Here is a 13,104-nt window from a genome sequence, read left to right on the forward strand (position 1 = left end):
GACTCTGTCCCTGGCTGTTACTCGCTGGTCCCTAGCTGCGGCCGTCGAAGAGGCTCGTCACTGAGCCGTCGTCGAACACCTCGTGGATGGCGCGGGCGATGAGCGGCGCGATCGAGAGGACCGTGAGCTGCTCGAAGCGCTTGTCCGCCGGAATCGGAAGGGTGTTGGTGACGACGACCTCGCGGGCGCCGCTCTCGGCGAGGCGCCGGGACGCCGGATCAGAGAAGACGGCGTGGGTGGCGGCGATGATCACGGACCGAGCGCCCGCGTTCTTGAGCACCTGGACGGCCCCCGAGATCGTCCCGCCGGTATCGATCATGTCGTCGATGAGCACGCAGTCGCGCCCCTCGATCTGGCCCACCACCTGCTTCGAGACGGCCTGATTCGGCACGTTGACGTCCCGTGACTTGTGGACGAACGCGAGCGGCGCGCCGCCGAGCCGCTCGGCCCACTGCTCCGCCACGCGGACACGCCCGGTGTCCGGGGACACCACGGTGACCTTGTTCAGGTCTACCCGAGTGCGCACATAGTCGGCGAGGAGCGGGATGGCCATGAGGTGGTCGACGGGGCCGTCGAAGAAGCCCTGGATCTGGGCCGTGTGCAGGTCGACGCTCATGAGGCGGTGAGCGCCGGCGGTCTTGTAGAGGTCCGCGATGAGGCGGGCGGAGATCGGCTCGCGGCCGCGGTGCTTCTTGTCCTGCCGGGCGTAGGGGTAGAACGGTGAGACGACCGTGATCCGCTTCGCGCTCGCGCGCTTGAGCGAGTCGATCATGATGAGCTGCTCCATGATCCATTCGTTGATCGGAGCCGGGTGGGCCTGGATCACGAACGCGTCGGCACCGCGGACGCTGTCCTCGAACCGGACGTAGGTCTCGCCGTTCGCGAAGTCGTACGCCGACGTCGGAAGCAGCTCGGTGCCGAGCTCTTTGGCGATCTCCTGCGCGAGTTCGGGATGGGCCCGCCCTGACGCGACGACGAGACGCTTCTCGCCGTTGGCCGTGATCTCGGTCATCTACTTGCCTTCTTCTGTTGGGGGAGTGCTGGCGGAGGGGGAAGCTTCGGAAGGACCCAGCGCGGCCGGGTCAGGTGCAAGCCCCCGGGCGGCTGCTTCCCTTGCCGCGGCGGCGGCAAGGGCAGACGGCGAACCGGGCCGTTTGGCCTCGGTCCAGCCCTCGGCGTTGCGCTGGGGGGCGACACTCAGGGCGAGGGCGCCGGCAGGGACATCCTTGCGCACGACGGCGCCAGCACCCGTGTAGGCGCCGTCGCCGACGGTGACGGGCGCGACGAAGACGGTGTTCGACGACGTGCGGACGTGGGCGCCGATGACGGTGCGGTGCTTGTTGACGCCGTCGTAGTTGGCCGTGATGTTGCCGCAGCCGATGTTGGTGCCCTCCCCGACCTCGGCGTCGCCGACGTAGCCGAGGTGCGACAGCTTCGCTCCCTGACCGATCTGCGCGTTCTTCGTCTCGTAGAACGCGCCGATCTTGCCGTCGGCGCCGAGCACCGTCCCGGCCCGCAGGTACGTGAAGGGACCCACGCTCGCGCCGGGGCCGATCTCCGACTTCGTGCCCTCGGTGCGCCGCACGGTAGCGCCCTCCCCCACGACGACGTCGACGAGCGTCGTGTCTGGACCGATGACGGCGTCGCGCTCGATCACTGTGGCGCCGTGGAGCTGGGTATTGGGCTTGATGGTGACGTCCTCGGCGAGGCGCACGCTGACGTCGATCCAGGTCGTCGCGGGATCCACGACCGTGACGCCGGCGCGCATCCACTCCTCGACGATCCGCCGGTTGTGCTCGGCGGCAAGGGCCTGGAGCTGGACGCGGTCGTTGGCACCTTCGACCTGCCAGCGGTCCTCCGTCACGAGCGCCGCGACGCGGCCGCCGTCTTCGCGCACGATCCCGAGGACGTCGGTGAGGTACTTCTCGCCCTGGGCGTTGTCGGTCGTGACCCGGCGCAGCGCATCGGCGAGGATCGCGGCGTCGAACGCGTAGATGCCCGAATTGACCTCGAGGACCGTGCGCTCGTCCTCGCTCGCATCCTTGTGCTCGCGGATGGCGGCCACGCCGCCGTCGGCGTCGCGAAGGATGCGGCCGTAGCCGGTCGCGTCGTCCAGCACTGCCGTCAGGACGGTCACGGCGTTGCCGTCGGCCTCGTGGAGGGCGACCAGTTCGCGGAGCAGTTCGGCGCTGAGGAGGGGGACGTCACCGTACGTGACCACAACGGTCCCCTCGAGCGGCGTCCCCTCAGGTTTTGCGGCTGCGAGCGCGTCGAGCGCAACCTCGACGGCCCGGCCTGTGCCCGGGATCTCGTCCTGGTCCACGATGAGGGCCTCGGCGTCGACGGCGGCGACGTGCTCGGCAACCCGGTCGCGCTCGTGGCGGACGACGACGGCAAGGCTGCGGGGGTCGATCCCGCGGGCGGCCGCGAGAGCGTGCGCGACCATGGAACGGCCGCCGAGCTCGTGGAGGATCTTGGGGGTGCGCGACTTCATCCGGGTCCCGGCCCCGGCGGCAAGCACGATGACGGCGGTCGGCTGCCGCGCCGCGCCGTAGGGAACAGGACCCAGCCCGGCCTGCGGGGACTCCGGGCGGTCGGCTGAGGGACGCTGTCCGGGGTTCTCCGCATTCACTGTCGCTGGTTCTCCTGATCGTCGCGATGCGTGCTGCTGCAGGCCTGCGCCATTCTATCCACAGGGGGCTGACGGCCTATCTGCAGCGGCCTGGCAGCCTATCTGCAGGGGCTGACGGCCCTTCGCGTTCCGCCCCTAGGATTCGAACCTAGACTGCACGGCTCCAAAGGCCGGCGTGCTGCCATTACACCAGGGCGGAGGGCGCCGTGCCGCTCCGGGTGATCCCGGCCGCGGCACTCGGCACAGTCGTCCATTCTGCCACGTCCGGAGAGGAGCTCGGATTGGGGAGGGCAGCCCGGGCAGATTCTGCCTTCGCGCTGCCTAGGATGGTCCAGTGAGCCAACCGCGCGCCGAGTCTGCCGTCCCGAGGATCCGGATGACCGGGACGGCGCGGCGTCGCCAGCTCGTCGACGTGGGGCGCGGCCTCTTCGCCGCCAAGGGACTCGACGGCGCCACGATCGAGGAAATCGCGTCGGCAGCCGGCGTGACGAAGCCTGTGATCTACGAGCACTTCGGCTCGAAGGACGGCCTGTACAGCGTGGTCGTCCAGGAGGAATCGGCGCTCCTGCTGCTCGCCATCGGCGAGTCCCTCGGAGAGGAGACGAAACCGCGCGTGCTCTTCGAACGCGCCGCCATGGCCCTCCTGACGTTCATCGAGGAGCGGAGCGACGGCTTCCGGATCCTCGTGCGGGACGCTCCCCCGGGCCAGGGCGCGGGCGCGCTCGCCCGGCTTCTGGAACGGATCACGGTGCGCGTGGAACACATCCTCGCGGACGAGTTCTCGGCCCGCGGCTTCAGCGCGGGCGACGGTGCGATGTACGCCCAAATGCTCGTGGGGATGGTGGCGATGACCGGGCAGTGGTGGCTCGACGCGCGGCAACCGGACAAGCTCACGGTCGCGGCGCACCTCGTGAACCTCGCGTGGAACGGCCTGACGGGATTGCAGAAGGACCCGCAACTGGCCGGCTAGCTGTCCCCCTGCGCCTTGGGTTCGGCTTTGGTGTTCCCGCCACGGTACTCGCGCTCATTGCGCCGCTCGGCACGGCTCTTGCGGACGCGCCATACGACGAAGGCGATGGCGGCGATGGCGAGCACGACGGCGGCGATGTCGCGTCCCGCGGTCTTCGCGACGGCGTCGTACGACGCTCCGGCGATGTAGCCCAGAAGGGTGAAGCCGACGCCCCAGGCGAGGCCACCGAGCGCATTGAAGGCGAGGAATTTGAGGTAACGCATCTTCGAGGCACCGGCTAGGGCCGGCATCATGGCGCGGAAGAAGGCGACGAACCTCCCCAGGAACACCGCCCAGCCGCCGCGCTTGCGAAGGAACGCCTGCGCGTCTTCGAGCTTCTTGCGGTGGCGATCGAAGATGCGGAAGCTCAGCAGACGGGGACCCAGGTGCTTGCCGATCTCGTAGCCGACCGTGTCGCCCGCGATGGCCGCGACCACCACGAGTGGGGCCATGAGCCAAATGTCGGCATGCCCCTGATTCGCGAGGACGCCGCCGAGCACGGCGGCCGTCTCTCCGGGCACGACGAAGCCGACGAAGATGGCATCCTCGGCGAACACGAACGCGAACACGAGGAGGTACGCCAGCAGCGGCGGCATACCGAGGATCGCACTCACGAAGGAACCCATTGGGGTGATCTTAACCGTGGTTACTGGAGGGTTCCAGTGAACCGGGGTCTCGCGTGCGAAGGAGGGCCGTGAACTCCCAGGGCCTCAGTTCGAGGCCTTGGCCTCTGGGATAGTTGCCGAGGAGTCGTTCGGCATCGGCCCACGTCGGGTCATCGAGGTCGGCGGACCGGTCGCCCGAGCTGAAGTTGCCCAACACCAGCAGTTCCTTGTCCTGATGCCTCCGGACGAAGGCGTAGACCTCTTCGTCATCTGGCAGGAGCATGGTGAAGTCCCCATCGGAGATGACGGTGTGCTCATGCCGGAGGCGCACGAGCTCGCGGTAGAAGCTGAAGACCGAATCCGGCCGGGAAAGCTGTTCGTCGGCGTTGATGGACGATGCGTTGGGATTCACGGCGATCCACGGTGTGCCCGTCGTGAATCCGGCATTTTCGCCCGCGTCCCAATGGAACGGCGTGCGGGCATTGTCCCGGTTCATTCGGGCGACGGCGGCTAGCGCTGCGGCGGGGGCCATGCCCAGACGCTCGGTGCTCTCCCTGTAGTGGTTGAGCACCTCGATATCGCGGTATTCCGAGACCGAGGCGAACGTCATGTTCGTCATGCCCAGTTCCTCGCCCTGGTAGATGAAGGGGGTGCCGCGGTGGAGGTGGAGGACCCCCGCGAGCATCTTCGCGGAGAGCTCCCGATACTCTCCGTCGTCCCCGAAGCGGGAAACGGCCCGGGGCTGGTCGTGATTTCCCCAGTAGAGGCTGTTCCACCCTCGCTCGGCGAGGCCGTCCTGCCAGCGGCCCAGGGAGGCCTTCAGATCGGTCAGGCGCAGCTCGGTCGGCTCCCACTTGCTTCCCGCGTGATCGAGGCCGACGTGTTCGAACTGGAAGACCATGTCGACCTCTCCGCGAGAGGGATCCGTGAACAGGATGGCTTCGTCCACGGTGACGCCGGGCATCTCCCCCACGGTCATGAGGGCCCCGCTGCGGCCGGCAAAGACCGCCTCGTGCATCTCGTGCAGATACTCGTGGATCTTCGGTCCGCAGATGAAGGACGCCGAGCCGTTCCCATAGGTGTGGCCGGGCAGGACAGGGCCGTCGGGAAGCGAAGGGTCTTTCGAGATGAAGTTGATGACATCCATCCGGAATCCGTCGACGCCGCGATCGAGCCACCAGTTCATCATCGTATGGACGGCGTGGCGGACCTCGGGGTTCTCCCAGTTCAGGTCGGGCTGCTTCGTGGAGAAGAGGTGGAGGTAGTACTCTCCGGTCGTCTCGTCATATGCCCAGGCGGGGCCGGAGAAGAAGGACTCCCAGTTGTTCGGCGCCGCGTCGGGCGAACCCGGCTCGCGGCCGCTCCGCGGTGGCCTCCACCAGTACCAGTCTCGCTTCGCGGAGTCCTTCGATGCGCGGGACTCCTCGAACCAGGGATGCTCGTCCGAGGTGTGATTGACCACGAGATCCATGACGAGCTTCATTCCGCGCTCGTGCAGGGCGGCGATGAGCTCGTCGAGGTCGGAGAGGCTCCCGAAGACGGGATCGATGTCCTGGTAGTCGCTGATGTCGTAGCCGTTGTCGTCGTGCGGCGACCTGTAGACGGGCGACAGCCACACGACGTCGACTCCCAGTCGCTCGAGATAGTCAAGCTTGGAGATGATGCCCGGGATGTCCCCGACACCGTCGCCGTTCGAGTCCGCGAAACTCCGCGGATAAACCTGATAGACGACGGCGCTGTGGAACCATTCGCGAGCAGCGCGGGCGGAAGCTTCGGGCTGGGTGGAACGAACAGTCAAGGGGACCCCTCGGAGATCGCGGCTTGATCGGAACAGGCGTGAAGATCCTGACGCAAAGATACCCCCGCGTTCCTGTCGGCTTCGGGCTACGCGACGCCTTCGTTCGCCCGCTGCCGCCGCACCTCTGCGTCGTCGGTGACGTGCACCATCCGCCGGCCGTGGCCGTCCTTCTCCTGGATCCACAGGACCGAGCCGTCGGGGGCGACGTCGTCGACCGTCCCGTGCACGAATACCCCGGGCCCCTCCACCGTCACGGCGTCCCCACGGGCCACCCCGCCGAAATCATCGCTTCTCTTGCCGGCTGCCCATGCCTTGGCCCGTGCCTTTGCTGCCCGATTCCCCATGCGCTCGCTCCCCGTCCTGGCCGCCGACGCCACGGCGTTCCCTGTCCCCCGACGTGAGGGTAGCGGCCCACGGAGACGCGCCGGTGACGTGAGAGTGAACACTCGGACGCGGACGATTCGGTCAGCCGGCGGCCCAGGACAGCCGAGAACCGGCCGGGCCGGGGAGGCGTCGGACAGCGAAGAACCGGCCCGGGAGGGGCGCCCCAAACCTACTCGAGGATCTCGGATGCCTCGAGCCACGCGAGCTCGAGATCCTCCTTCTCGGCGAGCAGGGCCTGAAGCTGGGCGTTGAGCTCGGCGAGCCGCCCATAGTCGTCAGCCACTTCAGCCATCTGCCCGTGCAGCTTCGTCTCCTGCTCGGCGATCCTCCCAAGCTGGCGCTCGACGCGGCTGAGCTCCTTGCGGGCCTGACGCTTCTCCGCCTCGCTGGCACCCGAGCCCTGCCCCGGCCCTTGCGCTGTGCCCTGCGCTGCGTCCTGGGCCGCCCCCGGCGCTCCACCCTGCGCCGAACCCTGGACTGGCCCGCGCGCTGCCCCCTGCGGTGAACCCTGGCCCGGCCCCGCGCTCTCCCGGGGGGCCCCGCCTTGCCCAGCCGATCCGGCGTCGTTCGCCGACGCCAGCGTTGACTCCCGCAGCTCGAGATACTGCTCGACGCCGCCGGGGAGCGCGCGAACCTTCCCATCGCCGAGCAGGGCGAGCTGGTGATCCGTGACCCGCTCCAGGAGGTAGCGGTCGTGGCTCACGACGACGAGGGTGCCCGGCCAGCCGTCGAGCACGTCCTCGACGGCGGCGAGCGTGTCGGTGTCGAGGTCGTTCGTCGGCTCGTCGAGCATGAGGACGTTGGGCTCCCCCACGAGCAGTCGAAGGAGCTGGAGCCTCCGACGCTCGCCGCCGGAAAGCTCTGAGACGCGGGTCCACTGCTTCTGGTTCGTGAATCCCAGCTGCTCGACGAGCTGCCCCGCCGTGAGCTCCTTCGACCCGACAGTGAAGCTCTGCTTCTCGCGCTGGATCACTTCGATGACCCGCAGGTCGGCGACGTCGTCGAGCTCGCGGACATCCTGGCTCAGGACCGCGGTCACGACGGTCTTCCCGCGCTTGACGCGGCCCGACGTCGGGGGCAGCTCCCCCGCGATGAGCCGGAGAAGGGTCGACTTGCCAGCGCCGTTGACGCCCACGACGCCGACCCGCTCCCCTGGGGCGAGGCGGAGGGTGATGTTGTCGAACAGGGGCGTGGCGCCGTCGTATGCGAGCGTGACGCCCTCGAGGTCGACGACGTCCTTGCCAAGCCGCGCTGTCGCCATCTTCGACAGCGCAACGGCGTCGCGCGGCTCGGGCACGTCCGCGATGAGCGCGTTGGCCGCGTCGATGCGGAACTTCGGCTTCGAGGTCCGGGCGGGCGCGCCGCGACGGAGCCACGCGAGCTCCTTCTTCATGAGGTTCTGCCGCTTGCCCTCGACCACGGCAGCCATCCGGTCGCGTTCGGCTCGGGCGAGGACGTAGGCCGCGTAGCCGCCCTCGAACGGCTCGACGATCCCGTCGTGGACCTCCCACGTGCCCGTGCAGACCTCGTCGAGGAACCAGCGATCGTGGGTGACGACGACGAAGGCGCCCTCGTTCGCGCGCCACCGCGTCTTGAGGTGCCGCGCGAGCCACGCAACGCCCTCGACGTCGAGGTGGTTCGTGGGCTCATCGAGCATGATCACGTCGTGCGGCTCGATGAGGAGCTTGGCGAGGGCGACGCGGCGCTTCTGGCCGCCCGAGAGGGAACGCACCTCGGCGCGCCAGTCGACGTCGCCGACGAGCCCGGCCATGATCTCGCGGATGCGGGGGTCGGCCGCCCATTCGTGAGCGGAGCGATCGCCGACAATCGCGCGCCCCACGTCGAGATCGCCGTCGAGCACGTCTCCCTGGTCGAGATACCCGACGTCGACGCCGCGCCGCCTGGTGACACGGCCTCCGTCCGGCTCGGCCCGCTGGGAGAGGAGACGCATGAGCGTGGACTTCCCGTCGCCGTTGCGACCCACGATGCCGACGCGGTCGCCTTCGTTGAGACCCACCGTCACTCCGTCGAGGACGGTTCGGGTGCCGAAGGAAATGCTGAGGTTCTCGCCGCCGAGCAGGTGTGCCACGGATCGCTTTCTCGAGGGGTCGGATGGGCCGGTAACGGATGGGCCGGTAACGGATAGGCCGGTAACGGATAGGCCAGAAACGAGACTACAGCAGGGTATCGCTGACGATCCGCGCCCCAGGAACGGGCCCATGGACTGCCACGGCGTGGGCGCCGCGATGGCCGAGCGCCTCTGCCAGCTCCGAAGCCGCCGCCGGATCCTCTGCGAGGAGAGCCACCGTCGGGCCCGAACCCGAGACGATCGACGCGAGGGCACCGTGCGAGTCCCCCCAGCCCAGGGTGTCGCGGAGCCCGGGGGCGAGCGAGACTGCTGCGCGCTGCAGCTCGTTCACGAGGAGGTGGCTCAGGCCTGTCGCGTCGCCGGCCCGCACGGCTGCGAGGATGCCGGGCTCGACGTCGACCGGCTCCTCGGCCTCGACACCTTCCGCGGCGCGAAGCCGGTCGAGCTCGCGGAAGACGGCGGGAGTGCTGAGGCCGAAGTCGGCGGGTGCAAGGACCCAGTCGAGCCTCGAGGTTGCGAGGGCGGGCGAGAGGCGGTCCCCGACCCCGAGGCCGACGGCGGCGCCCCCGAGGAGCGCGAAGGGCACGTCCGCGCCCAGCTCGGCGGCGAGATGGGCCAGTTCCTCCCTCGAGAGGCCGCTCCCCCACAGGGCGTCGCAGGCGACGAGGGCGGCCGCGGCGTCGGCCGATCCCCCGCCCATGCCGCCTGCGACCGGCACGCGCTTGGTGATCTCGAGGTGGACGCCGGTGGCGTGTTCGGAGACCTCGGCCATGAGAGCGGCCGCGCGGACAGCAAGGTTGCTCTCGTCGAGCGGGATCTCGAGCTCGTCGACGTCGAGGGTGCTCTCCGGGCTCAGGCTCACGGTGATGCCGGGCTCGTCTGAGGCCGTGGCCCGCACCTCTTCGAAGAGCGAGACGGCGAGGTAGACGCTCGCGACACTGTGGTAGCCATCCGGACGTAGCGGGCCGACGCGGAGCGAGACGTTGATCTTGCCGGGGGCCTTGGCCCGCACTGATCTGCGGCCGCCACCGCTCGCTGAACGCATGCCCCCCACGCTAGCGCAGTGTCTCTCCCCCACGCGCAGCCCCTGCTGGCCCAGCCCCTCCTGGCCCAACCTCGCGTTGCTCAGCGATGCGGGCAAAGTCCAGGATGCCCAAAGTCTCGCCGCGAGCGCTCGGATCGATACCGGCTGCGACGAGTGCCCGCTCGGCGGCGGGGGCCCCACCAGCCCAGCCGGACAATGCCGCCCGCAATGTCTTGCGTCGTTGGGCGAACGCGGCGTCGATGACGGCGAAGACCTCGCCGCGGGTCGCCGTCGTCTGCGGGGGCTCCTGCCGCTCGAAGGCGACAAGCCCGGAATGAATTCGCGGCGCCGGCCAGAAGACGTTGGTGCCGATGACGCCGGCCTTGCGCATCGTGCCGTACCACGCCGCCTTGACGCTGGGGACGCCGTAGATCCGCGATCCAGGACCGGCGACAAGCCTGTCCGCGACCTCGTCCTGGACCATGACCAGGCCGTGCCGGAGGCTCGGGAAATGCTCGAGCAGGTGGAGGACCACCGGCACCGCGACGTTGTAGGGAAGGTTCGCGACGAGAGCCGTGGGCTCCTGCGGCAGCTCGGTCACCTTGAGCGCGTCGGCCAGCACGAGGTCGAAGCGGACGACGGCGTTGGGGCGCCAGTGCGCGACCGTGTCGGGCAGCCTTTGCGCCAGGAGGGGGTCGATCTCGACCGCGACCACGTGAGCCGCGGCGTCGAGGAGGCCAAGGGTGAGCGAGCCGAGCCCGGGTCCGACCTCGAGCACCGTCTCCGCGGGATCCACCTTCGCCGCGGCGACGATCCTGCGGATCGTGTTGCCGTCGATCACGAAGTTCTGGCCAAGCGTCTTCGTGGGGCGGATGCCGAGTTCCTCGGCGAGCGCCCGGATGTCGGCCGCCCCGAGCAGGTGCGCGGGTTCAGTCACCCGAGCATCCTATCGGGGGCGGCGTCCTGTCGCGGGCGCGGTCCTATCGGGCAGCGGCTCGCTTCTGGGCGGGGTCCCTTCTGGGCGGCATCCCTTCTGGGCGGGGTCCCTTCTGGGCGGCATCCCTTCTGGGCGGCGTCCTATCGCGGCGCTGCGGTGAGAGCACGAATCGAGGCCCGGTTTGGCCCAGGGCGCTTGCCTCAGCGCGGTTCCGTCAGCTGTTGGCCGCCCACGCGCAGCCCCACGGAGAGAGGCCGGACTTGGCGTAATAGGTGTTGGCCACCGCGATCTGCTGCGCTTTGCTCGCGAGTGCCGCGTTCGGCGCGTACTGGCCACCGCCATTCGCCATCCAGGACGAGACATCGAATTGAAGGCCGCCGTAGTAGCCGTTGCCGGTGTTGGCGGCCCAGTTTCCACCCGACTCACATTGGGCGATCTTGTCCCACATCGCCTCGTTCGCGACGGGCGGGGCGGCCGTCGATGTCGACGACGGCGTAGGCGAGGACGACGGCTGGGGGTCAGGCTGCTTCGTCCCCACGATGATCTTCTCGGCGACCGGCTGGACGGTCACATTCTGTGAGAGGAGCGTCCGGCTGGCCTCGCGGCCATCGACCGAAAGCACCTGGTAGTTCTTCACGAGGGTTCCGGCGACTCCCTGCTGGACGACCTTCGTCTGGCCCACGGGAAGGTCCGCACTGTCGGTCCTCTCGGTGCTGAAGGGGACGGACTCGGTCACGGTGTCCGCCTTGCCGGCATCGACGCGGGTTACCTTGAGCACGAGACCCGTCACGACCGGCGTATTGCTCGGCAGGGAGACCGTGTCGTTCGGGGCAAGCGTGAGTCCGAGCTCGGAGAGCAGATCGCCCACGGTTGCGGCCGCCGTCGTCCGGGTCACCGCCTGACCGTCGACGAGGACGGTGACGTCCTTCGGGGTCGAGATGGCGACGACGCTGCCCTGGGGAGCGAGTTCAGTGGATCCGGCAAGCGAGACCACGCTGTTCGACGCGACGCCGAGCTGACGGACGAGTGCGTCCACGGTGGGCACCGTCGTCTGAATCGTGCGCTGGGCCCCGTCGAGCCGAACGGTGACCTCCTTGGAACGGTTGACCGTGATCACGGAACCGCTCTGCACGGAGGCGGACAGGGCGGGCTGGACTACGTCGGAAGAGTTGACCCCCACGTCAGCGCCGCGGACCACTTGCTCAACGGTCCCCGCGAACGTTTGGATGGTGCTGGCCTTGCCGTCGACGCTCAGCGTGACGGTCTTCGCATTTGCGACGAACGCGGTCGTGCCCAGCACGAGCGCGCCGACGACTGCGACCTGGCCGGCGATCCGAAACGGTTTCGCCGTGGCGCTCTCGGCGGAGTATCTACTCACATGGGCCCTAACCTCACTGGGTCCGGGCACGGGTGCAGCGGACGCGGGCACAGGCGTGACCGGACCCCGTGGATGCAGCTGCTCTCGCGACTGCACGGGGCTCTACTTCGTCCGCGGGCCTTCCCCGACCCCGGCTACTGGGAACCGAGCGTAACCGAAGCGTTACCAAGGAGCAAGCAAAGATTACATTTCGGCCACACCAGCCGAGACTTCAGTCCCAAGTCCCCGCGACCTCAGCCCACCTCAGTCCCAACTCCCATAGGCCTCGACGGTGTTGGCGTCCAGGCGACCACATAGCTCGGCGAGATCAGCGTGGAGCACCGCTGCCATCCCGCGCACCGTGTAGGGGACCATATAGCTTGCGTTGGGTCGGCCTCTGTAGGGGTGCGGCGTGAGGAACGGAGAGTCGGTCTCGACGAGGATGCGTGTCGGCTCGGCGATCGTCAGCGCTCGGCGCAGGTTGTCGGCGTTCTTGAAGGTGAGGGTGCCGGCGAAAGACAGAAACCAGCCGTTCTCGTTGCACGTCCTGGCTAGATCCTCATCCCCCGAGAAGCAGTGGAAGACGACGCGCTCCGGTGCGCCCTCCTCGCCGAGGATACGGACGACGTCGTCGTGCGCATCCCGGTCGTGGATCTGAAGGGTGAGGCCCAAGCGCTTAGCGATGTCGATGTGACGCCGGAACGACTCGTGCTGGACCTTGAGGGCCTCGCCGTGAGTGCGGAAGTAGTCCAGCCCCGTCTCGCCGATCGCCCGCACCCGGGGGTGTGCCGCTAGCTTCTCGATCTCCTCGAGGGCCGTGTCGAATTCCCCGCGCTCGGCGTACCGTGGCGCGTCGTTCGGGTGGAGCGCAACGGCGCCGAGGAGGCGGGGGTCCGCGTCGAGGGCCTCGACGGTGAAGCGCGACGACGGCAGGTCACACCCGACCTGCACCGCGCGGTGCACGCCCACTTCCTCCGCGGCGTCGAGGGCCTCCCGCACCCCGACTTCCACGAGCCCATCCCGGAAGTTCAGGTGCGTGTGGTTGTCGATGACGGGAACGGGAAGGGGCTCGGGTGCAGGCGGATACTCGAGCCGCCGCTTCCGGCCCATTTCGTCGTGAGCCGAGCGCACGCCGACGGCACCCCGGGGCGTCCCTTGACCCTTGCTTTTCGGGCTTGTCGAGTTGCCGCTCCCTAGGGCGTCCTGCCCGGCTCCCTGCCCGGCTCCCTGCCCGGCTCCCTGCCCGGCTCCCTGCCCGGCTCCCTGCCC

The 13,104-nt window shown here is 68.9% G+C and carries 11 protein-coding genes and 1 tRNA gene; 1 reads left to right on the plus strand and 11 read right to left on the minus strand.

Features of this window, described 5'->3' with window-relative positions:
* Positions 1-31: 31 nt before the first annotated feature.
* The 3 genes from V7053_RS09755 to V7053_RS09765 all read right to left on the minus strand — a co-directional run bounded on the left by V7053_RS09755 (position 32) and on the right by V7053_RS09765 (position 2,831).
* Positions 32-1,012 (minus strand): ribose-phosphate diphosphokinase, encoded by a 981-nt coding sequence (locus V7053_RS09755; RefSeq protein WP_334172088.1) that lies wholly within the window; start codon positions 1,010-1,012, stop codon positions 32-34.
* On the minus strand, positions 1,013-2,569 hold the full coding sequence (gene glmU, locus V7053_RS09760) for a bifunctional UDP-N-acetylglucosamine diphosphorylase/glucosamine-1-phosphate N-acetyltransferase GlmU (RefSeq protein ID WP_334172096.1): 1,557 nt from the start codon (positions 2,567-2,569) through the stop codon (positions 1,013-1,015).
* Positions 2,570-2,759: 190 nt separating this feature from the next.
* Positions 2,760-2,831 (minus strand) — tRNA-Gln (locus V7053_RS09765).
* 177 nt (positions 2,832-3,008) lie between these two features.
* Between V7053_RS09765 and V7053_RS09770 the strand changes: the two genes are divergently transcribed.
* The gene (locus V7053_RS09770) at positions 3,009-3,602 is read left to right on the plus strand and encodes a TetR/AcrR family transcriptional regulator (protein ID WP_334172097.1); all 594 of its coding nucleotides are present in this window, start codon (positions 3,009-3,011) and stop codon (positions 3,600-3,602) included.
* Here the strand turns inward: V7053_RS09770 and V7053_RS09775 are convergent.
* The 8 genes from V7053_RS09775 to V7053_RS09810 all read right to left on the minus strand — a co-directional run bounded on the left by V7053_RS09775 (position 3,599) and on the right by V7053_RS09810 (position 12,945).
* On the minus strand, positions 3,599-4,267 hold the full coding sequence (locus tag V7053_RS09775; protein ID WP_334172089.1) for a DedA family protein: 669 nt from the start codon (positions 4,265-4,267) through the stop codon (positions 3,599-3,601). The genes V7053_RS09770 and V7053_RS09775 overlap by 4 nt on opposite strands.
* A 10-nt stretch (positions 4,268-4,277) precedes the next feature.
* Entirely contained in the window at positions 4,278-6,044 is a 1,767-nt protein-coding gene (locus tag V7053_RS09780; protein WP_334172090.1) for a glycoside hydrolase family 13 protein, read from the minus strand.
* A gap of 86 nt (positions 6,045-6,130) precedes the next feature.
* Positions 6,131-6,388, minus strand: a complete 258-nt coding sequence (locus tag V7053_RS09785) for a hypothetical protein (RefSeq protein ID WP_334172091.1) — start codon at positions 6,386-6,388, stop codon at positions 6,131-6,133.
* 209 nt (positions 6,389-6,597) lie between these two features.
* Positions 6,598-8,517 carry an ABC-F family ATP-binding cassette domain-containing protein gene (locus V7053_RS09790; RefSeq protein WP_334172092.1) on the minus strand — a complete coding sequence of 640 codons (1,920 nt, stop codon included), beginning with the start codon at positions 8,515-8,517 and terminating at the stop codon, positions 6,598-6,600.
* An 85-nt stretch (positions 8,518-8,602) separates the two neighbouring features.
* Positions 8,603-9,562, minus strand: a complete 960-nt coding sequence (locus V7053_RS09795; RefSeq protein ID WP_334172093.1) for a 4-(cytidine 5'-diphospho)-2-C-methyl-D-erythritol kinase — start codon at positions 9,560-9,562, stop codon at positions 8,603-8,605.
* Positions 9,563-9,572: 10 nt separating this feature from the next.
* On the minus strand, positions 9,573-10,478 hold the full coding sequence (gene rsmA / locus V7053_RS09800) for a 16S rRNA (adenine(1518)-N(6)/adenine(1519)-N(6))-dimethyltransferase RsmA (protein ID WP_334172094.1): 906 nt from the start codon (positions 10,476-10,478) through the stop codon (positions 9,573-9,575).
* A 214-nt stretch (positions 10,479-10,692) separates the two neighbouring features.
* Positions 10,693-11,856, minus strand: coding sequence for a transglycosylase family protein (locus V7053_RS09805; RefSeq protein ID WP_334172095.1), 1,164 nt, complete (start codon positions 11,854-11,856; stop codon positions 10,693-10,695).
* A gap of 243 nt (positions 11,857-12,099) precedes the next feature.
* Complete coding sequence (locus V7053_RS09810) at positions 12,100-12,945, minus strand: TatD family hydrolase (protein WP_334172098.1); 846 nt, start codon at positions 12,943-12,945, stop codon at positions 12,100-12,102.
* Positions 12,946-13,104: the final 159 nt, after the last annotated feature.

This window comes from Sinomonas sp., assembly GCF_036848755.1.
In the GTDB taxonomy this organism is placed as follows: Bacteria; Actinomycetota; Actinomycetes; order Actinomycetales; family Micrococcaceae; genus Sinomonas.